Source organism: Corynebacterium sp. 51B, from assembly GCF_008930785.1.
In the GTDB taxonomy this organism is placed as follows: domain Bacteria; phylum Actinomycetota; class Actinomycetes; order Mycobacteriales; family Mycobacteriaceae; genus Corynebacterium; species Corynebacterium megadyptis.
Map to the genome: position 1 here is coordinate 95,748 of NZ_PQMK01000003.1, position 23,807 is coordinate 119,554.

18 protein-coding genes are annotated in these 23,807 nt (G+C 60.6%); 5 read left to right on the top strand and 13 right to left on the bottom strand.

Annotation, left to right across the window (positions count from 1 at the left end; translation table 11 throughout):
- Positions 1 to 6: 6 nt before the first annotated feature.
- Positions 7 to 825: a metal ABC transporter permease gene (locus tag GBB14_RS04855; RefSeq protein ID WP_151530153.1), complete on the top strand. Its 819-nt coding sequence runs from the start codon at positions 7 to 9 to the stop codon at positions 823 to 825.
- A gap of 165 nt (positions 826 to 990) precedes the next feature.
- On the opposite strand, the gene GBB14_RS04860 is transcribed toward GBB14_RS04855, so the two are convergent.
- Positions 991 to 1,491, bottom strand: coding sequence for a phosphoribosyltransferase (locus GBB14_RS04860; RefSeq protein ID WP_151530152.1), 501 nt, complete (start codon positions 1,489 to 1,491; stop codon positions 991 to 993).
- 127 nt (positions 1,492 to 1,618) lie between these two features.
- Between GBB14_RS04860 and GBB14_RS04865 the strand changes: the two genes are divergently transcribed.
- Complete coding sequence (locus tag GBB14_RS04865; RefSeq protein ID WP_151530151.1) at positions 1,619 to 2,896, top strand: phosphoribosylglycinamide formyltransferase 2; 1,278 nt, start codon at positions 1,619 to 1,621, stop codon at positions 2,894 to 2,896.
- Between the two features lie 119 nt (positions 2,897 to 3,015).
- Here GBB14_RS04865 and GBB14_RS04870 read toward each other — a convergent pair whose 3' ends face one another.
- The 6 genes from GBB14_RS04870 to GBB14_RS04895 form a co-directional block, all read right to left on the bottom strand.
- Complete coding sequence (locus GBB14_RS04870; RefSeq protein WP_151530150.1) at positions 3,016 to 4,347, bottom strand: SpaH/EbpB family LPXTG-anchored major pilin; 1,332 nt, start codon at positions 4,345 to 4,347, stop codon at positions 3,016 to 3,018.
- Positions 4,348 to 4,351: 4 nt separating this feature from the next.
- Positions 4,352 to 5,248 carry a class C sortase gene (locus GBB14_RS04875; RefSeq protein ID WP_151530149.1) on the bottom strand — a complete coding sequence of 299 codons (897 nt, stop codon included), beginning with the start codon at positions 5,246 to 5,248 and terminating at the stop codon, positions 4,352 to 4,354.
- Positions 5,249 to 5,373: 125 nt separating this feature from the next.
- Entirely contained in the window at positions 5,374 to 6,906 is a 1,533-nt protein-coding gene (locus GBB14_RS04880; protein ID WP_151530148.1) for a SpaH/EbpB family LPXTG-anchored major pilin, read from the bottom strand.
- Positions 6,907 to 7,163: 257 nt separating this feature from the next.
- The gene (locus tag GBB14_RS04885) at positions 7,164 to 9,839 is read right to left on the bottom strand and encodes a hypothetical protein (protein ID WP_151530147.1); all 2,676 of its coding nucleotides are present in this window, start codon (positions 9,837 to 9,839) and stop codon (positions 7,164 to 7,166) included.
- A gap of 434 nt (positions 9,840 to 10,273) precedes the next feature.
- Entirely contained in the window at positions 10,274 to 11,566 is a 1,293-nt protein-coding gene (locus GBB14_RS04890) for an adenylosuccinate synthase (RefSeq protein WP_151530146.1), read from the bottom strand.
- Positions 11,567 to 11,653: 87 nt separating this feature from the next.
- A complete protein-coding gene (locus tag GBB14_RS04895; protein ID WP_151530145.1) occupies positions 11,654 to 13,024 on the bottom strand; it encodes a deoxyribodipyrimidine photo-lyase in 1,371 nt (456 codons plus the stop codon).
- Between the two features lie 33 nt (positions 13,025 to 13,057).
- On the opposite strand from GBB14_RS04895, the gene GBB14_RS04900 reads away from it, so the two are divergent.
- Complete coding sequence (locus GBB14_RS04900; RefSeq protein ID WP_192796217.1) at positions 13,058 to 13,894, top strand: hypothetical protein; 837 nt, start codon at positions 13,058 to 13,060, stop codon at positions 13,892 to 13,894.
- Positions 13,895 to 13,918: 24 nt separating this feature from the next.
- Here the strand turns inward: GBB14_RS04900 and GBB14_RS04905 are convergent, their stop codons facing one another.
- The 6 genes from GBB14_RS04905 to GBB14_RS04930 form a co-directional block, all read right to left on the bottom strand.
- Positions 13,919 to 15,124, bottom strand: a complete 1,206-nt coding sequence (locus GBB14_RS04905) for an aromatic acid exporter family protein (RefSeq protein ID WP_151530144.1) — start codon at positions 15,122 to 15,124, stop codon at positions 13,919 to 13,921.
- 91 nt (positions 15,125 to 15,215) lie between these two features.
- Positions 15,216 to 16,136, bottom strand: a complete 921-nt coding sequence (locus tag GBB14_RS04910) for a dihydrodipicolinate synthase family protein (protein WP_151530143.1) — start codon at positions 16,134 to 16,136, stop codon at positions 15,216 to 15,218.
- A gap of 34 nt (positions 16,137 to 16,170) precedes the next feature.
- A complete protein-coding gene (locus GBB14_RS04915; RefSeq protein WP_151530142.1) occupies positions 16,171 to 16,980 on the bottom strand; it encodes an ABC transporter ATP-binding protein in 810 nt (269 codons plus the stop codon).
- A gap of 6 nt (positions 16,981 to 16,986) precedes the next feature.
- A complete protein-coding gene (locus GBB14_RS04920) occupies positions 16,987 to 18,972 on the bottom strand; it encodes a dipeptide/oligopeptide/nickel ABC transporter permease/ATP-binding protein (RefSeq protein WP_151530141.1) in 1,986 nt (661 codons plus the stop codon).
- Complete coding sequence (locus GBB14_RS04925; protein WP_151530479.1) at positions 18,972 to 19,937, bottom strand: ABC transporter permease; 966 nt, start codon at positions 19,935 to 19,937, stop codon at positions 18,972 to 18,974. The genes GBB14_RS04920 and GBB14_RS04925 overlap by 1 nt, the downstream gene beginning before the upstream one ends.
- Before the next feature lie 172 nt (positions 19,938 to 20,109).
- Positions 20,110 to 21,720: an ABC transporter substrate-binding protein gene (locus tag GBB14_RS04930; protein WP_151530241.1), complete on the bottom strand. Its 1,611-nt coding sequence runs from the start codon at positions 21,718 to 21,720 to the stop codon at positions 20,110 to 20,112.
- Between the two features lie 454 nt (positions 21,721 to 22,174).
- Here GBB14_RS04930 and GBB14_RS04935 point away from each other — a divergent pair, with 454 nt between their 5' ends.
- On the top strand, positions 22,175 to 22,897 hold the full coding sequence (locus GBB14_RS04935; protein WP_151530139.1) for a FadR/GntR family transcriptional regulator: 723 nt from the start codon (positions 22,175 to 22,177) through the stop codon (positions 22,895 to 22,897).
- Positions 22,894 to 23,787, top strand: coding sequence for an ROK family protein (locus GBB14_RS04940; protein ID WP_192796219.1), 894 nt, complete (start codon positions 22,894 to 22,896; stop codon positions 23,785 to 23,787). Before GBB14_RS04935 ends, GBB14_RS04940 begins: the two co-directional genes overlap by 4 nt.
- The last annotated feature ends 20 nt before the right edge of the window (positions 23,788 to 23,807 follow it).

The following is a 23,807-nucleotide window of genomic DNA, read 5'->3' on the forward strand; positions in this document are numbered from 1 at the left end:
CCACTCATGCTCGGTATTCTCATGCTTCCCATTGTGGAGCTCATTGTCGTAGGTGCGCTCGCTGGTCTGGTCGGCAGCCTCGCCCTATTGAATAAGCAAATCTTTTTTGCAGAGGCCATCACCCACGCCACCTTTCCCGGTGCGGTCGTGGGCGTGATTATCGGTGCCGCCCTAGGCTTGAACCAATCTCAGCTGTCACTCGCGCTCTTTATCGGCGCGCTGGTGATGTGTTGGCCCATTGGTGCCCTCTTTTCGCTCTCGCGGGTGGGCACGTCCCAGTCTGCGGCGGGAATAGTACTTACCACCGGTTTCGCCCTAGGTTATTTCCTCAATAAGCTCTTCGCGCCGCTACCGATTAAAGTGGAGAGCTTCCTCGTGGGCAGCGTGCTCACCGTGACCCGAACCGATGTGACGCTCGCGCTGATCCTGCTCGCCAGCGTTCTCCTCGTGCTCGCTGGAGGATGGCGGCGGCTGGTGTTCTTTGCTTTCGACCCAGCCGGTTTTGGAGTGGCGCATCGACGCAGCCTCACCCAAGCGCTGATCAGCGCTCTCATCGTGCTCACCTTGGTGGCGCTGATTCCGGCAGTGGGCACCATTTTGTCCATCGCCTTGCTGGCCGCACCCGCTGCCACGGTAGCCATATTTGCCACCCGGCCCAGTACCTTGCTGCTCATTGCGCCAGTGATGGGCATAGTCATGGGCTTGAGTGGTCTGGCGGTAGCTGTGATGTTCGAGCTCTCCGCCGGCGGCTGTATCGGATTGACGGCCGCGCTGGTATACGCCGTAGCGAAGCTCTTTTCCCTCGCCGGCCTAGGCCGCCGCTAGCGCCTAGTAGAGAGCGCTCGCGCAAGCACCAATCCACGTATCCCCCTCGTGGAAGATGCGGGGCACTCTTATCCGCCCGTTCGCGCCTCAGAGGTGCAACGCAGCGCGCCCCGCACCGCAGTATAAGGGTGCAGGGCGCAATCGGGACAAGAGTGACGCGGCCGTTTACTCGGCTTCCACCGGCGGTTCCGCGGACCAGGGGAACACGATCCACTCGGCTGTGCGTTTCCACACATAGGTGGGATCTACTTCGCTGGTCGGCTTGGCGTAGAGCACCGCGGAGCGCACATCGGCGCCGTGGGTGGCCAAAAGCTTGAGCACCAAGGAAAGAGTACGGCCGGAATCAGCGACATCATCGACTACGAGCAGCTTCTTATCGCTAATCGCCTCGATATCCAGCAGCGGCTCCAGCAGCACCGGATCCGGCAAGGTCTCGTGCACATCGGTATAGAATTCCACGTTGATGGCGTCAGACAGCTTGACGCCCATGGAATAGGACAGCGCTCCAGCCGGCACGAGGCCGCCGCGGGCGACGGCCACAATGATGTCTGGTGTGAAACCGTCATTGACAACCGTCTGGGCGAGCTCGCGGGAAGCGCGGCCGAAACCGTCCCAGGTGAGGATTTCTTTCTCGGGTAGATCCGCTGAATCTGCGTGATAAGCCATGTTTAAACTCTACCGCGCCGACCAATTTCTGCCTACGTTATGTGTCGGTGCCTTCTTCCTATTGCTTCACCGCCCACTAGAATAGAGCTCATTAATTCCTACGACCCGTGTGGAAAAGAGGCACTGCGTGTATTCCCAAGACTGGATCGGTACCGCCCTTTCCGATACCGCCACGAAAGTGATGCTGCTCGGAGCCGGCGAACTGTGCAAGGAGGTGGCCATCGCCTTCCAAAGGCTCGGAGTAGAAGTACACGCCGTGGACCGCTATGAAAACGCCCCCGCCCACCAAGTGGCCCACGCCGCCTATGTGCTCGATGTGCGCGATGGCGAGGCGCTCTACGAGCTCGTGAATAGGGTGCGCCCCGACTATCTCGTGCCCGAAACCGAGCAGGTGGATTCCACCACTCTCGAGCGTATTGAGGCCGAGGGTCTCTCGACTGTGGTGCCGTCTACTCACGCCACGAAGATGACGAATTCGCGGGAAACACTCAAACAGCTCGCCGCCTATGAGCTGGGGGTGCCTACCTGTCGTTTCGCCTTTGCTACTTCTCTAGAAGAGCTGAAACAGGCGGTACTCAACGTAGGACTGCCCTGTGTGGTGAAGCCCAATCAGGGCACTGCCGCCCGCGGCCAGACTCTGGTACGGGACATGGCGGATGTGGAGCAGGCGTGGGAGAACGCGCTGGATGCCATCGATGGCGGCCCAGCGCAGGTGATCGCCGAGGAATTCGTGGATTTCGACTACGAGGTGACGATCCTCACCGTGCGTTCCAAGGACCCCTACTCGGATTCTGAGGCCACGTGGTTCTGTGAACCCATCGGCCATACCCGGCTGGGAGAAGTCGCAGAATTAGGTGGCATGAGTGCTGGACGCGCGAGCGATAACGCCGAATCGAGCGGTGATTTCCTGGAGAGTTGGCAGCCGGCCCCGATGTCGGAATCCACCCGTGATCTGGCGCGCTCTATCGCCGCCCGCATTACCAATGCGCTGTCGGGGCGCGGGGTATTTGGTGTCGAGCTCTTCGTTAAAGGCGACGATGTGTACTTCTCAGAGGTGGCGCCGCGGCCGCACGATACCGGAATGGTCACCATGGCCACGCAGCGTTTCTCGGAATTCGAATTGCATGCTCGGGCCGTGATGGGCTTTTTCGTCGATGTCACGCTCACCTCGCCTGGTGCCGCCGCGGTGATTAATGGTGCTGAGGATGGCCATGCCGTGCGCTATACCGGCATTTCTGAGGCCATGAGTATCCCTGAGGTGGATCTTCGTCTTTTTGGTAAGGCGGATAGCTATCCTGGGCGTCGCCTTGGAGTCGCGCTGGCCACCGCTGAAACGGTGGAGGAGGCTCGCACCCATGCACGCCGGGCCGCCAAGGCCGTCACACCTATTACCGATGATGCCTAAACACCGCCTCTCGGGCGGGGTTCGGCTCTCGCCGTTGCGGGAGGAACGCTGAACATAAGACTGCGGCCGCTTCCTTCTGAGGGGAAGCGGCCGCAGTGCGAGTATCCGTTTATTCGCTCTTATTCAGAGCGTCCGCGGCGGGTGGTGAGCCAGGTACCGATGGCCACGAGGAGTGCACCAGCGATCACGAGGCCGATCACGCTAGCACCCGTGCTGGCGAGCGGGCCGGAGCTGCCGCCGCTGCTTTGGGAGGATCCGCCGCCGCTACTACCGGGGGAATCCGAGCCAGGTTCACCGGTCTGGGCCGGGGTGGTGGTCTCGTCCGTGTCACCGGGCATCTCGGGGTCGGTGACTGGGGTCTGTACATCCGAGGTGGTGGGCGTGCAGTTCCCCACTTGGGTGGTGACGCGGTTGGTGCGTACACCCGGAGTGGTGAGGGGATCGAACTGCGGGTATCCCTCGACGAGGACATAGCCCCGGTTGTGAATCTTCTGGCCCGTGGCCTCGGCGGGGCCCGTAGCTTCGAAGGTCCACGAGACAGTGGTTTCAGGATTGCCGCTGCGGAGCTTGGCCAGCTTCTCCAGACCCTTGTCCTGGAGTTTCAGCACTGCCACACCGCCGGTGAGCACGACCGAGAAGTCTTCATCGGTGTGTAAGGCGATGTTCTTGCCATCCGGGCCGGGCTGCTGAATGCTTACCTTCGACTTCAGCTTGATGAACTCCAGTTCTGGGGAGATCGGGTCGGCGATCTCGAAGCGGTGGATCACACCGTTGTGATCGGGAGCCGGAGTGGTGGAGGAAATACCATAGGTGATGGTGTCTCCAGCTTCGATACACGTTGCGGAAACACTCTTATTCGCCTTGATGCGCTGGTCCTTGGCGTTAACTTCGACGCTATAGGTCCATTCGCTGCGATTGTCGGGATTCGTCGTCGGGATGGTGACGATAAAGGGGCTCACCAAAGAGAGGGAGTCCTTTTGTGCAGCGCTCGGCTCTTCCTGGACGAGGTAGGCACCGATGGGCAGTTCGCTGAAATGTGCCACACCGTTGTCATCGGTGACTGCGGTGTAAACTTGGCCCAAGCTTACGTCTCTCCCGCTGCCTTCGAAGTAATCAGCAATGTTGCTTTTTCTGAGTTTGTACCAACCGGCGTTCGTCGTGAGGTCTATATCCACCTCGTCTATATCCATGACCCGTTGGATCTGGAATTGCAGGCCTGGGATCGGTTCCCTGCTGAGGTCCGCATCGGGGTTGGTGGGATCGCCGAATTGGGTGAGCGGATCGCCGAGCGCCTTGTGGATGGTGAGTTCGCCACGGGCGTAGGGATCGACAGAGGAGGGTCGCGGTGTGTCGGCGGCCCACGCTTGTGGTGCGCACATGACTACGAGAAGCAGTGCTCCGATGATCCAGCCGCAGATACTGTGCAGGCGGTGTTGAGCAGTGGTGGGCATACTCTTACTCTCCTTGTCCGGCGGCGCGCCGGCGCTGTTTCATGATCCACACAAACATTGCGATGAGCACGGCCACGATGATTGCCACGACCAGCGACATCCACCATTGCCACGGTGTGTAGGTCTTGTCCAATGTTTGGCTGGCTTCTTCATCGTCCAACGGTGCCCGTTGACCGGTTACCAGCAACCTATGGGAGTTCACACCGTAGGGTGTGCAGGTGATGAGGGTGATCTTGTCTGCGCCAATTTCTGGCTTGAGGAGATCGGTTTCGTCCGGAAGAACGACGTTAATATCGCTCACCACATACTTCATTTTCTGGCCGGAGACGCTGAGATAAATACCGTCGCCCTTTTCCACGTCGGTGAGGTTATCCCACAGTGTTGCGTGGGAAAGGCCGGTGTGACCGGTGAGTACGGTGTGCGTGGATTCTCCGCCTACGGGGAGGGAACTGCCATAGAGGTGCCCGATACCACGATTGAGTGTTTCCTCATCGGTTCCGTGGTAGATCGGGAGGTCGGATTCAATCTTCGGGATGACGATACGCCCCATGACTTCGGCGAGGTCGAGCTGCTTCAAATACTCCTGGTATTGAGAATTCGACTTGTCGACTCGCGCGAGCCACGGATCGAGCACTGGGCCGTTTGCGTGCTGCTCGTTCCACTCGTGTGCTCGACGAATGGCGTCGTCCCGTTCTTCTTGGGTGGTGTTATCCACAATCGACCGAGAGTATGCCTGTGCTGCTGAGCTCTGCTGCGAGTTCGCCAGATACGTGGCCACCACGGGGTAGCTGAGGATTGCCAGCCCAAGAAGAATAATGATCAGAGGAACGAGGCGGCGCCGGAGCGACCCCGCACGTGCCTGTGTCGGCCTCGGCGCGTCCGAATTAACGGTAGTAGTCACGGCGCCTCCTTAATACTTAACTAGTTATTGGTACTGGGCTATGAAATTAGGAATTTCTAGGTTTAGGTGGGGTCTGTTTAGTCTCTGACCCCGAAAGAGATGTCAGCCGTTGTGGCTAGCTCCTATTAGGAAGCAGCGTTCTGGCGACGGTTGGAGTAGAAGGCGTAAGCGCCACCACCCACGATCAGCACGCCACCGAGAACCAGCAGCATGGTGACACCGCGACCACCGGTGAGCGGAAGGTCGAAGCCAGCGTTGGACTCGACGTTCTCGATGTTGACGGTGGTGAGGTCGATGGTCTCGTCTTGGCCCTTCTCGACGGTGAAGTACACCGGCTCAGGGAGCAGCTCGTAGCCGTCGGCAGACTCAGTCTCAACGAGGCAGTAGCCGGTCGGGGTGGTTTCCTTAACCTCGCCGTTCACGTAGTCGTTCACGTGCAGGCCCTTGATGGTGGTGCCTGCGGCTTCCACCTCGATACCCTCGGTAACCTTGTTACTCTCCTCGATAGCATCGGCAGAGTTGCAGGTGTAGAGGTCAAAGGTTGCAGCAATACCATCACCAGCGGTGTTGGTCTTGTTGATCTTCACATTGCCGAAGTAGGTCTCCGGCTGATCCTCGTCCGGAATCTCAACCTCGGTGCCCGGATCATCGTCACCGGTAGAGGTAGTGATCGAGGCGTTGTTCTTGATCGGAGCGGTCTCGTTATCGCCGTTAGCTTTGACCGTGAAGTCAATCTGTGCCTGCACCTTGCGGTTGTCGCCAGTCTTGGCTACGACTTGGCTGATGCCTTCCGAAGTCAGGTCGATAACAACCTCACCGTCGGTGTCGGCGTTGACGGTGTAGTGGGTACCCTTATCAAGTACGGTGCCGTCACCGAGGGAGACCTGCTTAACATCAGGATTCTCCAAACGGGCGGAGGGGTACTTATCGGTCAGGGTGATCTTGGCGAACTCGGAACCGGAAGGAACCTTGGCAGCGACATCATAGGTGATGATGCCGCCTTCCTTGATAGCGTTGGCGTCGGTCACGGACTTGGTGACGACGTCTTCCTGCTTCTTGTTCTTCGGGTAGACGTGTACCTCGCGCAGGAAGCCCTGACGGTTATCCGGATCGGTCAGCGGCATAGCCACGTAGAAGGGCTCGGCTTGGGTGGCCTCGTAGCCGGCCGGTGCAGCGGTCTCAGTGACGCGATAGAGGCCGATCTCTGCAATTTCGAACACAGCCTGACCATCAGCAGTGGTCTTGCTGACAGCGTCGGAGAAACCTGGGGCCTCTTCGGTGCCCTTAGCGATCTTCTCGGCCTTCTTCTGGCCCTCGTTGGTGGTCAGATCAACGCCGGTGACCTTCTCTACCTTGAAGGTTGCGCCATCGAGCGGCTGGCCGAGGTTGGAGGTATCACCAATCTTGGTACCGTTACCGGCCTCGCCGGGGGTGGCGTTGTCGTACTTGTGGACGTGGAGCTGCATGCCCTCGGTCTGAGCTGCTTCCATGGTGTCACAGATGACGCCGTTACACTCGTCAGCAGGCGGAGTCGGTCCGAAGCCTGTTCCAGGACCTCCGGGTCCTGGGGCCCCTTGTGCGGCGGCGATCCCAGCGGAGCCCAAAACGAGCACACCGGAGGCTGCGACAGCGAAGGCGCTGCGTGCAAACTTATTCATAAATATTCCTTCGAAAGTTGGAGATAGTACTAGGCGCTACCGGTTGTAAACACCTAGTAATTTGGCGATGGGTGGCCCCGCCGAAGAATCCCGACGGGATGGTTCCAGCTGTTCCCCACGGCCACGAGGTGAATGTAGGGATACAGGCAAGGCGGTGCCCCTTATCATTCGCTATTGCACCGAGGACGGTCGATTCCCATTGTCACTCCTCAATTAATCAAGCTAACAGTGTTGCCACCGCGATTAGCAGCTGCGTTCTAGGTTGTACGGCGAAGAGCTAGGCTTCCACCGAGAGTGAGAGCTACGCCTGCAAGAAGCAACAGCCACACTCCTTTGCCACCGGTAAGTGGCATGTTTCCCGTCAAGATAGGCAGGGTGAACATCCACGCATCATTGGTATCGGTGACCGAACTAATGGGGTCTCCATTTACCATTTGCCCCTTTGGCACATTAAAGCTAGCCATCACTGTCGCACGGTTAGCGTGATACTGCCCCGGTTCTGCGGCAAGTGACTGAGATGTCCACGTACAGGTGAGGACATCGTTCGGAGCCAAAGGCCGGTTGGGCACAATGCGGACCGTATTCTCTTGTTTTTCTACTTGTGCGCCGCGATTACATTCGAGCCCTTCAGGCACAATTTTTCCGTTGGGCGTTGTTGTATCCGGGTCCAATTGCGCATCAGCAATGGTGAACTTTTCCAGCGGAGCAGTTCCGTCATTACGGATGTCGTAGCGAATAGTTGTGTCGCCGCCGCCAGTCGTGGTGGCTGCGTCTTCGCGGGTGTCTGCATCTTCACCGTTGAGGAACTTCCCTATCGCGACGCTGGGAATGGAGAGACCAACGCAGGCTTCGGCGTTATTGTCGCGGTCCAACTCCACTCGGTTAGTCAGTCCACCAGCCGGGCATTCCAAATTTCCCTTCAGGTCATTGACATTGTCCACCCGGTAGGTCACATTGACCTTGGTCGAGCGCGTCTGCTTCGCGGGGACGTTCTTCATGGCGCTCTTCGGCAGAACCCACGCAGCTCCGTCTTTATTGAGCTCAATAGGCTTCTTGATCAAGGAGCTATCCGCATTGTCGGGATGATCCACCTCTACCTTAAGGATGCGAAGCCCCTGCGGTGCGGTGGGGACTTCCCGAATGCTGTCGGGCGTTCCCTCCGCGGTGCCGTCATTCTTCACATCTACTTGGTATTCGGCTTTAAATTCTTGGCCGTCACCGGTGATCACTCGAGGTTCACTGCTTGCCGACTTAGCAATGCTCAGCTCAGGGTCCCCGTGAGTGTTATGGACTGTACAGTCGACGATATCCTTTTCCTTCAGCCCGCTAATGCTAAAGCTATTGTTGGACACATCGGACGTCACCACGCGACCGGAGCCACTGCCATAGCTGACGGGGACGTTGGCTCCGGCGTTGATCACTTTGCAGGTAGCAACAGCTTTCTTGTTACCGGAGACATCCTGGGGGCGCAGCTTATAGGAAGAGCCTTCACCTAGGATCTCTTGGATCGTGATGGTGGCCGTTCCATTTTTGGCGACTGGGTATTTGAACTCGGTCATACCGTCATTACCGGTAGACTGCTGCACGTTGCGCTGTTCCCTGTCGTTAACAAGGGCACGGTCCGCGCGGAAGGTGAAACCGCCGGTATCGGCTTGATTATCAACCTTGCCATTGGCATCAACGATCTTCTTGTGCACGTTGATAGTTCCGACACAACCGGAAGTGAGTTCGTCTAGATCCTCAGTCAACTCGCGATAATCGCTCTCCACCACACGGTCAGTCAAGCGCTCGAGATATTTGGCCGTACTCTTAAATACCCACGTGACGAAGAGCTCTTTACCATCGTAAGTTCGGCTACCAACTGCGCCTTCAATCTTTTTCCACTGGGCATCTCCAAGCTTCTTAAGCTCAGGTCGATTTACATTTCCACCTCTGACCGCGCCTTGGGTTCCACGTTCAAAACCGGGCGGGGGAGTCTCCGAGTCGCGGAAGTAGGTGTTCAGTTCAAAAGGGCTTTCAGACCAGTATACGGCGTTTCCGTCGGTGACGGCGTTACCCATTTTCAGGGCCACGAGGCGGGTCCCCTGAGCGCGTAGCTGGTCAGCATAGGTGAAGGAGTCGTAGACGCGATGGCTGTAGACTCCTGCCCGTTTGCCAGTAGTACTACCGCTTTCGATGGCTCCATCACCAATGAGAATGATTTGGTCATAGCCCGTACCGAGGGCACTCTTAAGGGCTAGATCGTAGTTTGAGGCACTGTCAACCTCTTGCAGCGGCCATTCACTGCCAAGGTTATCGATAAACGAATTGAATTCGGCTACACCAGCGTCATTCAGCTCCCGCGGCGCGAACCCTCTTCCAGATATGGCGGGTGATTTGGTAGCGAAGGGACGCACACCCACTTCCGTGCCGGTACCTGCGAGATTGTCTCGCACAGCCCTAAGTGCCTCCTGATACTCGCTCACATGGTCGCGTGTCGAACCGGAGACATCGACAAGAATGCCGACTCTCTGGCCACACAGCTTCTGGTAGGGATCACCTGCCGCACGCGGCTTGCGGTTCAGGGTCCTCAGGGGTGGCATGTCAACGGGCTCATCCTCAGAGTCAGCTTCATCCTCGACGGCGTCCGTTTCTTTCGACGTGGTCTCTACAGTTTCCTCGTCGCTTGTGGATCCCTCTTCTACTCGCGTCTCCTTGGGCTTAGTTTGAGGAGCTTGGGAGGTAGTGGAGGGCGCCTTAGTCACGGAAGGAGCGGGCGCAGGTGAGCTACTGGGCTTTGTTTCTTGAGCCGCCTCAGAGTTGTCACTCTCGGTCTCCGAGGCCGTTGCTATGGAGGTATCTTCAATATCCTCAGCATAAGCTGCAGTACCGGCACCATACGTAACTACGCCGACCACAAGCATGAGCACCATGAGTACCGCCATGGCGCTCATGAGCCGCTGCCTGGAGGGTTGTGAAGGATTCAATTTATTGACCTCGGAAAGCTAGAGGATTAACACGAAAAAGCACCAAGAATGAAACATTCTTGGGTGAACTAAGCGTTCCTGCAGTTCGTAGCTGTAATAATCAGCGTTGGCACTCATGCTATAGCACCCAACACGAAGCCACAAGATAGAAAATTTATCTTTCCTTAAGGTACAGCGACGGCGTATCTACTGGGTAGATCGTGCAGGCGTGCGGTTTCGTTTCATGTTGCTGACAAGTTTCTTAAGAGTCTGCTAACAAAACACTACACATAGGGCTATCACCTGCGTCTTCTCAACCATAGGAGCTTTCGAATCATATTCGATCCACTCCCCTCGTCCCACTTTAGGCAGCACAAAGCCTCCCCCCGTTTGGGGACGGGAGGAGGCTGGTTAGGCTAATTTTATGCTTGCTCTATCACATGATGGCGCGTGATGGTTTGGTCGCGCCCAGGGCCCACACCGATATAGGAAATACGGCACCCGGACAGTTCCTCCAGTCGGCGCACATAGTCCTGGGCCTTGGGAGGGAGATCCTCAAAGCTACGGCAGCCGGTGATATCTTCCTCCCACGCCGGCATGGTCTCGTAAATAGGCGTGGCGTGATGGAAGTCAGATTGCGTCATCGGCATCTCGTCGAAGCGCGTGCCGTCTACGTCATAGGCAACGCAAATGGGGATCTCTCCTATGCCCGTAAGCACATCGAGTTTGGTGAGGAAGAGATCAGTGAAGCCATTCACGCGGGAGGCGTAGCGGGCCACCACGGAGTCGTACCAACCACAGCGCCGCTTCCGGCCGGTATTCACTCCCACTTCCCCACCGGTGGTCTGCAGGAATTCGCCCCATTTATCGAAAAGCTCGGTGGGGAACGGTCCGGCGCCCACGCGCGTGGTATAGGCCTTAATGATGCCCAGCGAGGAGGTGACCTTGGTGGGGCCGATTCCGGATCCCACACAGGCGCCGCCCGCTGAAGGATTCGATGAGGTAACGAAGGGATAGGTGCCGTGATCCACGTCCAGCATGGTGGCCTGGCCACCCTCCATGAGCACATGCTTGCCTTCGTCGATAGCGCGATTGAGTTCCAACTCGGACTCGATCACCATCGGCTTCAAGCGTTCGGCATAGGAGAGGAAGTACTGCACAACCTCTTCCGGATCCACGGCTTTACGGTTGTACATCTTCACCAGAATTTGATTCTTCTGGTCGAGGGCAGACTCCACCTTCTGACGCAGGATGGACTCATCAAAGATGTCCTGCACGCGCACGCCCACGCGGGAGACCTTGTCCGCATAGGTGGGGCCAATGCCGCGGCCGGTCGTACCAATGGCCCGTTTACCGAGGAAGCGCTCTCCCACTCGATCAATGATCTGGTGGTAGGGAGCCACCACATGGGCGTTCGCGGAGATACGCAGCCGCGAGGCATTGGCGCCGCGGGCCTCAAGGCCATCAATCTCGTCGAAAAGCGCCTCAAGGTTGATAACCACGCCGTTACCCAACACAGGGGTGGCGTTCTCTGACAGTACGCCCGCCGGAAGCAACTTGAGCTCGTACTTGTCACCGCCCACCACCACGGTGTGCCCAGCGTTATTTCCGCCATTGGGCTTGACCACATAATCTACTTGTCCGCCGAGGATATCGGTGGCTTTTCCCTTGCCTTCATCGCCCCATTGGGCGCCGACGATGACCACAACCGCCATGGTGTGTCACTTCCCTTTATGTCTATTGAGAGGTATGGAGTGTCCTAGCCCCCTGAAGAGCCGGAATCAGTCTACATCACCACTATCTCAGCGTTGTGTGGTGTCTTTGTAGGCGGCCAGGGCGCGGGCGCGTGACTCCTTCACATCCACATGTGGCTCGGGATACAGCGGTGTTCCCCACTCCGGCACCCAATGTTGGATATAGCGGTGCTCGGCATCGAACTTCTTTTCCTGAGTGAGGGGGTTGAAAATACGGAAGTACGGGGCAGCGTCATCCCCGCAGCCCGCTACCCACTGCCAATTGAAAGGGTTGGCGGCATAGTCGGCGTCGACAAGGCAATTCCAGAACCACTCCTCGCCATGACGCCAATGAATCCCCAAGTTTTTTGTCAGCCACGATCCCACCACCATCCGCACGCGATTATGCATTGTGCCGGCGGCCCAGAGCTCGCGCATGCCGGCATCGACGAGCGGAACGCCGGTGGTGCCACGCTGCCACTGGGTGAGCTCCTCCGCATACTCCTCGTGGGGCGGGGTCAGCGGGAAGGCGCTGGCGTCGCCGTTCCACGCCCACGGGAAGGAATCGAATTGTCGCCGCACATTCGTTGTGGCGAGGTCCGGATGCGCCCACAGGCGAGTCCAAGCGAACTCGCGCCATAATAACTCGGAACGGAACGTCGGATCGGACACGCGCTGCCACAGGATTGCGGGGCTGATCTCGCCGAAACGCAAATGGGGTGAGAGCCGCGAGGTGGCGGGCACGGCCGGGAAGTCGCGCTTGTCTGCGTAGTCGCCATAGGATTCACAGCGCTGCGCAAAGCGGTGCAGCGCCGCCCACGCACCCACCTCGCCGGGCTGCCACTGCTCGCGAAACTCCGCCGCCCAATCGATCTCACTCACCAAGCCGAGCGCACGAATATCCTCATCAAGCTCCCACGACGGCTCCTGCGGCGCTGGCGGCTGCACGTCAGCGACACCGCCCTGGTCCTCGAGCAGCTCCCCCGCTTTACGAGCATAGGGGGAATAGACCGCATAGGCGGTGCCCTTATTAGTTTTTACTTCCCAGGGCTCAGACAGCAGATAGCCGGGAAAACTGCGCACAGTATAAGTGGTGGAGAGCTCGGATTTGATGGCTCTATCGCGCTCCGCGAGTTGTGGCATGTAGCGGCGCTGCCATACAACCGTGTGCGCACCGCACTCTGCCGCGAGCTGCGGTAGCAGCTGGGCGGGATCGCCAGACACAATATGTAAAGGAATGCCGAGATCTGCGAGGCGGCGGCGATGTGCCTGCAGCGAATAGGCTAGCCACCAGCGGCTCGCCTCCCCGAGCGGCCGCAGCCCCAGTGGCGGGGTTTCCCAGATGTAGACCGCGCAGATGTCCTCGTCCTGCTCTCTTGCCCATTCCAGCGGGGCGTGATCGATTGTGCGCAGGTCATCGCGGTACCACACCAAAATCATAATCCCCCAGTGTAGCCAGATACTATGGCAGTCATGTCCACCCTTGTGCTTAATTGTGGTGCTCACTCTTGCCCCCTCGACGCCGGCGAGCTCATGCAGCTTCCGGCGCTGCCGCAACGGCGTGACCTGATGTTTCTCGGCGCGCGGGCGCGGGATATTCTGCCCGAGGATCCCACCCCGAGCCTGGCCGAGATCCAGGCACGCCCCGATGTGGAGCACCTTGGCCAGCCCCAACCTGCCCCGCAGCAGCCAGCGGAGCCGTGGCGGATCATCGTGGTAGGCAGCGATGCCGCCCTGTCGGCGGTGCTCAGCCGGTTGATGAAGATCGATGCGCTGTGGGCTGAGATCGGTTTTGTGCCCACGGATCCGGGCTCAGTAGCGGCCCGGAATTTCGGGATTCCCACCGAGCCAACGGCTGCTTGGCGGCTGGCGTGCTATGGCTCGTCGCGGCCGAGCTGTCTCATCCGCGACGATAAAGGCGCCGTGGTGGCCGGGCACGCGACGATCAGCGACCCTGAGGATCTACAACTCGTGGGAGAGATCATCGTGGATGATGCTCGCCTGCACCATAACGAGAACCACTCCCCCGCCCGTCGCGGGCTTTTTGGTGCCCGCGTGGTTCCCATGGTGGATGCGCCTGGGATTGCGGCGGTACGGCTGAGTACTTCCCTTGCTCCCGCACGAGGGCGCTGGTGGTTCCGCCGCAGCACTGCCTGTGAACGCGATGCCTCCTCTCTACTCACGGGTCGCGCCGTGCAGGCCGGTGGGCCGCAGCTGCGGGTGAGTATTGATGGGGTGGCCCGCCCGAAGCCGGTGGAGGCTGTGACTTTCTACCGGCACTTACGCGATGCGCAGATTATTCGCCTCTAGCGTGGCCGCGGGCGCTTAGGCGGCCTAGTCTTCCCAGAGCTCGGGCGGCACATGCGGGGTATCGGAGGTGGGCTTGAGTACCGCCTGCGCCGAATCACGCGACAAGCCGCATACTTGCAGCAGATCGACCACCAGCGAACGGGACTGCCCGAGCATCATATGCGCCGAGAGCACACGCCCCTCGGCCACAGCGAGGCCCATGCGAGCACCGAGGCGACGAAGCCGTCGTACCACCTGTGGGATTTGCTGAGACCGAACGTTTTTCTCGCCGCGGTCGAAAAGCTCGGAGAGCTGCAGGGTAATATCCGAGAGCTCATCAATGAGGGCAAGCTGTTCATCGCTGACCGTATCCCCATCTTCAATGAGCACTTGGGCGCGGCGCGCCAGCACGCGGGTGGTGCGCACCGCGTTATCTACCTGTTCCAAAGTGGTTAGCAGAGTATTGACGCGGCGGGAAGCGTCGCCCCAGAGGAAGGGCGATACTTCGACCGAGGCCTTGCCTTCCTTGGCGGCGGCGATCATGGTGTTGATATATCCTTGGGTGCCACGCACCTCGTCCAACGCTTCCGCGATGGCGTGGGCATCATTGCTGCGCAAGGCCGCCGCCACATCGGCCAGGACATCGGAGGCAATACCGAGTACTTTGGCAATTTCCCGCCGCCCCGCTTTGAGCGGGGAGGCAGGGATCAGCGCCATCATGAGGATAGCGACCAGCCCACCGATCACCGCGTCAATCATGCGGTCGAAGCCACCGGCGTCGCCCGGCGGGAGCAGGGTGGCCACCAGGACCGCACCAATCGCCGCCTGGTTAGAGACCAGCGGGGATTTGTCCATAAAGCGGGCCACCGCCTGGGTGATGATCACCGCGGCCGCGATCTGCACGGGACCCGAGCCCACTTGCACGATGAGAAGATCTCCGATACCGACGCCGATGACCACGCCCACCATTAGCTCGATGGCGCGGCGCATGCGCCCTACCCCGGAGATACCGGTGACGATTACGGCCGCCATAGGGGCAAAGAAGGGAACGTTGTGGTGGGTGATGTGCAGCGCGATGAAGAACGCGAGACCGGCACCGAGCGCGGATTGAACGATACTCAGCCAGGAATCGTTCAGGCGGTGGGTGCCGTGAGTGATGGCGCGTTTCACCCGGCCGGAGAGGCTGCTGGGGACGCGGAGCCGGCGGAGAACCCGGCCGGTGGTGGATGACGTGCGGGGTGGCTGGGGCATGGCTCATTATTTTAGGTCGGCCCCGCATACCCTGCACACCCCCTCCCGAGCATGAGCAACGGGAGGGGGTGCGTCGACAAGCGGTGTGCTGCTACAGCAGACCGGCGCGTTCCACGATGGAGCGGATTGCCTCGCGCGAGGGCTCATCCGTGATCTGCGGCAGCGGCGGGGACATGAGGTTGGAGGAGAACACGCCCATCAGCTCGAGGGCGGTTTTAAATGCTCCCACTCCCGCAGCTGGGCCTACCTTGCCCACCGGCTGGAATACGATTTCGAAGAGCGCGGCCAAGCGATTCTGCTCGGCAATCACCGTGGGGAAATCGCCGGCCTGGTAGGCCTGCCACATCCGCACATAGCCGGCGGGGTCCACATTGCCCAAGCCCGGCACGCAGCCATCGGCGCCCGCGGCGAAGGCGCCATCCACCACGGCCTCGTGGCCGGTGAGCACCACCAGCGGGTGGCCAGCGGCCTCGTTGAGCTGGACGAGACGGCGGAAGGACACATCGTCGCCGGAAGAATCCTTCACTCCCGCAAGCACGCCTTCCGTGCCAAGGGCCACGAGCAGCTCCGGGGCGAGCTTGGTGTGCACGCACACCGGGATGTCATAGGCGACCACCGGCAGCTCGGTGGACTGCGCCACTAAGCGGAAGTGCTGGGTGATCTCCTCCGGGCCAGTAATGGCGTAGAAGGGGGCGGTGACCACCACGGCGTCCACGCCGCAGGACTCGGCCTGGCGCACGTGCTCGATCACGCGATTAGTTTGAGTATCAATGCAACCGGCGTACACGGGAACCCGGCCAGCGACGTGCTCGACGGCCGTGCGGAGCATATGAGTGCGGTCGGCGTCGCTAAGAAAAGCCACCTCACCGGAGGAACCGAGAGCGAAGATGGCATCCACGCCCGCCTCGATGAGCCGATCGATCAGCTTTTTCAGCGCCGGAATATCAATGTCGCCCGTTGCACTCAGCGGAGTCAACAGCGGCGGAATAATGCCGTGGGAAATTCGCGACATAGCAGTCATTATTACCTTTCTAGACGCTACAGAATTAGAGCAGCGAGGGGGTTGCGGCGAGCAGAGTCCGGGTGTAGTCCTGCTTCGGGGAGTCGAAAAGATCGTCGGTAGGCTGCTCCTCGATAATCTCGCCCTTGTACATCACGCACATACGATCAGAGACATAGCGGACAGTGTTGATGTCGTGGGAGATAAACACCAAGCCGAGGCCTAGCTCATTGCGGAGATCGGTGAGCAGGTTGAGCACCTGGGCGCGCACCGAGACGTCGAGCGCGGAGGTGGGCTCATCGGCGATGATCAGATCGGGTTCGAGGGCCAGGGCGCGGGCGATCGCCACGCGCTGGCGCTGTCCGCCGGAGATCTGGCGCGGCAGCACTTCGAGGGCCGATTGCGGCAGGCCCACGAGATCCAGCAGCTTCTTCACCCGCTTCAGACGGGCGTTTTCGCTACCAATCTTGTGCACGCGCAGCGGGTCCAGCAGCTGATCGCGCACACTCATGCGCGGATTGAGTGCGGTCGCCGGGTCCTGGAACACCACCGATACTGAGCGGCCGAGCTCCTTGCGCATCTTGGCGTTGTTCTTCATCGGTCGCCCCTTGAAGAACACATCCCCGGAGGTGGGCTTTTGCAGCCCCACCATCACCCTGGCGAGCGTGGACTTACCGCAGCCGGACTCGCCCACGATACCCACGACCTCGCCGCGGCGAATGCTCAGATTCACGTCCTTATTGGCGTGCACCTTATCGGGGCGGAAGAGCTTACCCGTGCGGGTCTTGTGAATAACGTTGATGTCATTGAGCTGAATCAGCGGCTCTGCGGCAGCTGCAGCTTTCTTCTTAGCCATCGTGATCTAGGCTCCCTTCAAGCTATTCAGTAGCTGGTCGGTGGCAGCGTAGGAGTGGCTGGGGGAACCATCCACTGGGCGCAGCTCGGGCTTTTCGTTCAAGCCGATCTCCGGATAGGAGGAACGGGGGGCAAAGCGGTCGCCCTCCACGAACTCGCGCGGACTGGGCACGGTACCGGGCACCTGGTAGAGCCGGTCAGCACCGGCTTCGATGGACAGCACGGCGCCGAGCAGGCCGCGGGTGTACTCGTGTCGCGGATCGGCGAGCAGTTCGCGGGTATTGCCCTGCTCCACCACCTGGCCGGCGTACATCACGGTGATCTTGTGGGCCAGCTTGGCCACAAGCGCGAGGTCGTGGCTGACGAAGATCATGGAGAAGCCGAGCTTGTCGCGCAGCTCATTGAGCAGGTCCACCACTTGGTGTTGGACGGTGACGTCCAGGGCCGTGGTGGGCTCATCGGCGATGAGCAGTCGCGGGTTGCGCGTCAGGGCCATGGCGATCAGCACGCGCTGGCGCTGACCACCCGAGAGCTCGTGCGGATAGGACTTGAGGGTGCGCTCGGGGTCGAGTCCCACCAGCTCCAGCAGCTCCTCCGCGGAGCGCTTGCCACCGCGGCGAATCAGCTGATGCAGCTGGGACTTAATCAGCATGGAGGGGTTCAGCGAGCTGAGCGCATCCTGGTAGATCATGGCCATATCGTGGCCACGCAGGGCATTGTGCTCCTCGGGCGAGAGCTCGAGAACATTCTTGCCATCGAAGAGGATCTCGCCGGTGATGCGGGCGGTACTCGGAAGCAGCCCCATGATCGCCATGGACACGATGGATTTACCGCAGCCGGACTCGCCCACCAGCCCCATGGTTTGGCCTGGAGCGACGGTGAAGCTGATGTTATCCACAATGTTCACATCGCCGTGCGCGGCGGGGAAGGCGATGGAGAGGTTCTTGACCTCGATCAGCGGCTCCTTGCCCAAGGTGTAGTCGAGGCGACGATTTTCCTTGGACTCGGCCTCGCGGAGGGTAGCCAGCGAGGTCTGCAGGGAGGCGCGGGCCTCTTCAGCGGAGACCACACCGAGGGTGTCGCGGCCCTGCACGGTCTCGCCCTCGTCCGTCGTAGCGGCGGTGGGCTTGATCCGCGGGGAGGCCATGGCGTCGGTAAGCCCCTCGGAGAGAATATTCAGCGCCAGCACGGTGAGCAGAATCATCAGGCCGGGGAAAAAGGTGGGCCACCACGCGCCGTTGAGCAGTACCTGCTTGCCATCGGCCAGGATATTGCCCCAGGAGGGCTCGGGCGGATTCACGCCGGCGTTAATGAAGGACAGCGAGGCCTCGAAAACGATGGCATCGGCCACGAGCACGGTGGCGAACACCGCGATGGGGGCGATGGTATTGCGAGCCACGTGCTTGAACAGGATATGCGGCACCCCAGAGCCCATCACCTTGGCGGCGGAGACATAGTCCTCGCCGAACTCGGCGAGCACATTAGCGCGCACCACGCGGGAGAGCTGCGGCACGTAGAGGAAGCCAATGGCAAAGACCAGCACGGGGATGGAGTTGCCGAATACGGCCACGAATACGGCGGCCAGCGCGATACCGGGAAAGGACATGATGATGTCCAGCACGCGCATGAGCACCTCGGAGACCACCTTGCCGGCGGTCGCGGCGATGGAGCCGAGCACGGCGGCCACGGCGAGGGCAGCGGCGGTGGCGCAGAGGCCGATAATCAGGGAGGACTGGGCACCATAGGCCACGCGGGAGAAGATGTCGCGGCCGATGGAATCAGTACCAAACCAGTGGGCACTGCTGGGCGGTTCGATCGGGGCGCCGGTGGTGGCGAGACGATCATAGGGGGCAATCAGCGGCGCGAGAATCGCCATGAGTGCCACGAGCAGCACAAAGCCGAGTGCGACTTTGGAGATCAGGGGCAATGCACGCAGACCTTGGAAGCGCGCACCGGCGTTGGATTCGAGTTGAGCAGTCAGTTTTTTACGCATTAGATGCTCCTGATCCGCGGGTTAACGAGAACGTACAACATGTCCACGATGATGTTGATGATGATGAAGGCGATGGCCACGGTGAGCGTCACGCCTTGCACCAGGTACACATCGTTGCGGGTCACGCCGTCCAGAATGAGCTGGCCCATGGCTTGGATATTGAAGATGATCTCGATGATCACTGCGCCACCCATGAGATAGCCGACGCGCAGGCCCAGCACAGTGATCGGGGTGATCAGTGCATTGCGCAGCACATTGCGGGAAATCACTTCCCGCTTCGGAATACCGGAGCCGATGGCGGTGCGCACATAATCCTTATCCAGCTCCTCCACCATCGCGGTACGAACCACGCGGGTGAGCGAGCCGGCGACGGGCAGCGCCAAGGCCACTGCGGGCAGGAACATGTTATTCACATAGGTCGCGGGATCCTCGGAGAAGGGCACCCAGCTGGTGATGAGCGCGGGGAATACTCCGGCGCCGCCGGGGATAGTGCCCAGCCACTGGATCAGCAGGATGGCCAACCAGAAGGAGGGGGTGGCCAGCGCCGCGATGGAGAACACGCGGATGACCTGGTCCGGCCAGCGGTCGCGGTAGAGGGCTGCCACCACGCCGAAGATGAGCGAGAGGACAGCGGCGATGATGAGGCCGAGGAAGGTGAGCTGCAGGGTGATGGGGAAGGCTTGAGCGATCACGTCCACCACGGGAGTATTACCGGTGGTGGTGCCCAGATCGCCCTGCACCATGTTCACGAGGAAGCTGCCATAGCGGACGAGGAGCGGATCATTGAGGCCGTGCGTTTCGCGGTAGTTCTCCAGCGCTTCTAGCGAGGCCGCTTCGCCCAGCGCGAGGCGGGCAGGATCGGCAGGGCTAAAGGACATGATGAAGAACACCAAGAACGTCACACCAAGGACCATGATGGGCAGCGCCACCAGGCGCCGGCCGATCAGTCGGATCAGGTTAGACATAGATTCTTCTTCTCATTTCGTGCATACACAAGGCCGCCGTCGGGCAGGTGGGGGTGCAATCCGCCCCACGGCGGCCTAGGAGTGATGCGGCGATGTGGGCCGCGGCGGTCAGGGGTGCCGGCGTCCACGGGCGCGCAGCAGGCTGCGCGGCGCCCCGCGGATCGGCCCCGTTTTATTGGGTGGTGCCCACACCCACGAAGCTCAAGCCAGTGAGAGAAATTGGCTGGAAGTCCACCAAGGTGGTGGCGTCATAGGCTGTGGGTGCCTTGCGGTGGAAGAGCGGATAGAGAGGAACATTCTCAGACAGAACGTCATAGAGCTCATTCCAAGCGTTTTGCTGGTCGGTGGGATCGGTGGCGCGCTGGCCCTTATCCAGCAACTCCTGCACCTTGTCATAGGACTCGGTGCCCTTCCAGTGCATGCGGGAATCGGTCCAGGTGTCGCCGGCGTACCACCAGCGCATGAGCAGATCGGGGTCATTGCCGAAGACGCTCGGGTCGCCGGGGGCGATCACCACGTCATAGGCATCGGGCTTGCCGTCGATGGTGTTGTAGACATCGGAGGACTTCTTCTCGATGAACTCCACCTCGATGCCCAGACCGGAGATGGACTGCTCGATGAGCGGGGTGCATTTCTTCACCCAGTCGTGGTCGGTGCACAGCATCCGCAGCTTGGTCAGGCCGGTCTCCTTGAACAGGCTCTTGGCCTTGTCCGGCTCATAGCTGTAGACGGTGGAGGCTTCGTGGTAGTTCGGGTGCTCCTTCTGCAGGAAGGAGGTGGCCGGGGCAGCCTGGTCGAGCATTGCGGTAGAGATAATCTTCTCCATATCAATGCCGTAGAGGAAGGCCTGGCGGTTCTTCACATCCGAGAAGGGATTGTCCTTGGTGTTGTTGAACATGGCAAAGAGCAATCCGAAGCCCTGCACGGACTCCACGGTGGACACGGCCTTGAGCTGCTCCACGGAGAGGTAGGGCACCGAGTCGATGGCCTGCACCTCGGCGGACTGCATGGCGTTCGTGCGGGTGGAGGCATCGGGGATGATCTGCCAGGTCATGGCGGCGGCGCGGGCCGGCTTGGGGCCGGTGTAGTCATCGAAGCGCTCGAACTGCACCTTCTTGGAGGTGCCGCCGTTATCGGTCATGCGGTAGGCGCCGGTGCCGGTGGGGTTGGCGTCGAAGCCCTCGGGATCGGACTCCACTAGGGCCTTGGGCACGATCTTGATGACCGAGAGGCGATCAGCGAACACGCCGGTCTCGTGCTTGGTGGTGATGATGACGGTGGAGTCATCCTTCTTTTCCACCTTGTCGATGAAGGGGACGAAGGAGGCGTAGAGGGACTTATTGGCATCGTCCATCACGCGCTCATAGGAGAACACGACGTCATCGGCGGTGACGGGGGTGCCGTCATGGAAGACGGCGCCATCGCGCAGCTGAATTTCGGAGGTGGTGCCGTCGAGTTCCGGCATCTCCTTGGCCAGGGCCGCATAGGACTCGCCGGTGACGGGGTCCATTTCCGTGAGGCCCTCGAGGGTGTGCCAGTTGGCGGCCAAGGTGAGCGCGGAGGTGGTGGTCATCGGGTCATAGCCGTTGGTGCCCAGCTCATAGGAGATGGCGGCGTTGATGGTGCCATCGTCCTTGGCATCCTCGGCCTTGGCGGGCTCTTGCTGCACCCCGCCGTCGCCATTACCGGACCCACAGGCCGCCAGAGTGGCGGTGAGGCCAGCGGCGGCACCGAGAGCGCCGGTGATGCGGAAAAAATCACGACGGCTAAATGGGCGGTGCATTGAATCAGTCATAATGGCTGCTTCCTTTGTTCCTACTCGGTCCCGGCGGTGGAGCGACGCGTGGCGTCTCGACGGGAGGTGCCTGATGCGGAATATGAAATTGAGAGCGGGACATTGCACCGGCCACGCTGGCGCGGGGCGTAGACCCTATGTATTCATTGTGTCAGTGAGGATGTGATTGAACCATAAGGCTTAGAAAGAAAGAGGTCCAGATCACTGCCTACCTCAATAGTACGTCAGACATCTGATGAGGTAAAGCGCTTCTGTTAAACTTGCCCCTAAAGACAACTACATCCGGCCACTTCCCCGCCGTAGAGCCCGAAAACGGCCCGCCCCTACCCCCATATAGGTGCACACGACGGTGGCAGCACACCAGGCGGGCAACGTCGATAAGCGTCGATAGCCACCTGCCGCCCAGTGGCCACCCCCACCACCCAAGAAAGCTGAAAATGTCATGCCCGTCCGCAAGAACTCCCACGGCATTAGTCCCACTGCCACGGCGATCGAGGACTATATCCGCGAACATAAGCTCACCCCCGGGGACGTGCTGCCCTCCGAGGCCGCGCTCTGTGAACTCCTCAACGTCTCTCGCTCCTCCGTGCGCGAAGCAATGCGCACCCTCTCCACATTGGATGTGGTGGAGGTTCGCCACGGCTACGGCACCTATGTGGGGCAGATGTCGCTGGCACCATTGATTAACGGCATGGTGCTGCGCATGAGCCTCAATGAGAAGGTCGCACTCCAACAGCTCAAGCACGTGGTGGATACCCGCATCGCCTTCGATCTCGCCGCCGCCGAGGACCTCATGGCACATTATCGCGCCACCTCCACCGCCACCCTGCGCCAGCATGTGGCCGATATGCGCGCCGCCTGGGATAAGGGGCAGTCCTTCGCCGAGCACGATCGCGCCTTTCACCAGGAGCTCATCGACCAGCAATCCAATCCCCTGCTGCGTGAGCTCACCATGGCCATGTGGGAGGTCCACACCCGCGCCATTCCCATCATCGGCGTGACCACCCCGAAGGACATGGAAGACACCATCAACGCCCACGAGCTGATGATCGACGCCCTCGAAGCCGGCGATATGCAGGCCTATAAGGACGTCATCGAGCAGCACTATCGGCCGCTGCGGCGCGTCATCTCCGAGCAATTGGCCGCCGAGGGGTGCGAGCAGTGAGCCGGTATGTCATCGGCATCGACCTCGGCGGCACAAAAATCGCCGCCGGCCTCATCGACACCGAACGCCCCACCGAGGTGATCCAGCAGGTACGCACTGCCACCCCCGCGGCCAGCCAGATCATCCCCAGCATCGCCGAGCTCATCCGTCCGCTTATCGACGCCGCCCCGCAGCCGCCACACGCCCTCGGCATCGGCGCCCCGGGCGTGATCGACCCCGCCCGCGGGGTGGTGGTCTCCGCCGGGCCCACCATGCCTGGCTGGGCCGGCACCGATATCCGCACAGATCTCAGCGCCGCCACCGGCCTAGAGGTGCACGTAGCCAATGACGTGCGCGTGCTGGGCCTCGGGGAATCCCGCTATGGCGCCGGTGCCCGCTATCAGCGCACGCTCTTTCTCAGCCTCGGCACCGGGGTGGGCGGGGCATTCGTCTTCCACGGCACACTCGCCGAATCCCCCCACTTCACCGCAGGGGAGCTGCGCCGGATCATCGGCCGCGACTTCGAGGGCATGGCCGCCCCCATCGAGGATTTCGCCTCCGGGACGGGACTGGCCGCCACCTATAACCGCGCGGCCGGGTACAAAGAGGCAGAGGCGCTGGATCTGCGCGCCATCATGGCCCGCTATGAGCAGGACGAACTCGCCCAGCGCGTGATTAAACGCTGCATGCTCAACCTGGGAGAAGCCATCGCCGGGCTGGCCAGCGCCATCGACGTCGATGCCATCATCCTCGGCGGCGGTGTGGGCAATCTTGGCGATGTGGTGCTCTGCCCCTTCAAGCGGGCATTCCGCACCTATTCCCTGCAGCCACTGGACACCATTGACATCCTGCCCGCCCAGCTCGGCCACGACGCCCCGCTCATCGGCGCGGCCGCACTGGTTCCTGCCTGAGCTTCCTTCCCCGTCTTTTA

What these genes read in the sequence shown, in the direction of transcription:
- GBB14_RS04855 (WP_151530153.1), top strand. Translation starts at nt 7, where the DNA reads ATGCTCGGTATTCTCATGCTTCCCATTGTGGAGCTCATTGTCGTAGGT.
- GBB14_RS04920 (WP_151530141.1), bottom strand. Translation starts at nt 18,972, where the DNA reads ATGCGTAAAAAACTGACTGCTCAACTCGAATCCAACGCCGGTGCGCGC.
- GBB14_RS04860 (WP_151530152.1), bottom strand. Translation starts at nt 1,491, where the DNA reads ATGGCTTATCACGCAGATTCAGCGGATCTACCCGAGAAAGAAATCCTC.
- GBB14_RS04915 (WP_151530142.1), bottom strand. Translation starts at nt 16,980, where the DNA reads ATGGCTAAGAAGAAAGCTGCAGCTGCCGCAGAGCCGCTGATTCAGCTC.
- GBB14_RS04880 (WP_151530148.1), bottom strand. Translation starts at nt 6,906, where the DNA reads ATGAATAAGTTTGCACGCAGCGCCTTCGCTGTCGCAGCCTCCGGTGTG.
- GBB14_RS04930 (WP_151530241.1), bottom strand. Translation starts at nt 21,720, where the DNA reads ATGCACCGCCCATTTAGCCGTCGTGATTTTTTCCGCATCACCGGCGCT.
- GBB14_RS04925 (WP_151530479.1), bottom strand. Translation starts at nt 19,937, where the DNA reads ATGTCTAACCTGATCCGACTGATCGGCCGGCGCCTGGTGGCGCTGCCC.
- GBB14_RS04900 (WP_192796217.1), top strand. Translation starts at nt 13,058, where the DNA reads ATGTCCACCCTTGTGCTTAATTGTGGTGCTCACTCTTGCCCCCTCGAC.
- GBB14_RS04895 (WP_151530145.1), bottom strand. Translation starts at nt 13,024, where the DNA reads ATGATTTTGGTGTGGTACCGCGATGACCTGCGCACAATCGATCACGCC.
- GBB14_RS04870 (WP_151530150.1), bottom strand. Translation starts at nt 4,347, where the DNA reads ATGCCCACCACTGCTCAACACCGCCTGCACAGTATCTGCGGCTGGATC.
- GBB14_RS04905 (WP_151530144.1), bottom strand. Translation starts at nt 15,124, where the DNA reads ATGCCCCAGCCACCCCGCACGTCATCCACCACCGGCCGGGTTCTCCGC.
- GBB14_RS04885 (WP_151530147.1), bottom strand. Translation starts at nt 9,839, where the DNA reads ATGAGCGCCATGGCGGTACTCATGGTGCTCATGCTTGTGGTCGGCGTA.
- GBB14_RS04890 (WP_151530146.1), bottom strand. Translation starts at nt 11,566, where the DNA reads ATGGCGGTTGTGGTCATCGTCGGCGCCCAATGGGGCGATGAAGGCAAG.
- GBB14_RS04935 (WP_151530139.1), top strand. Translation starts at nt 22,175, where the DNA reads ATGCCCGTCCGCAAGAACTCCCACGGCATTAGTCCCACTGCCACGGCG.
- GBB14_RS04910 (WP_151530143.1), bottom strand. Translation starts at nt 16,136, where the DNA reads ATGTCGCGAATTTCCCACGGCATTATTCCGCCGCTGTTGACTCCGCTG.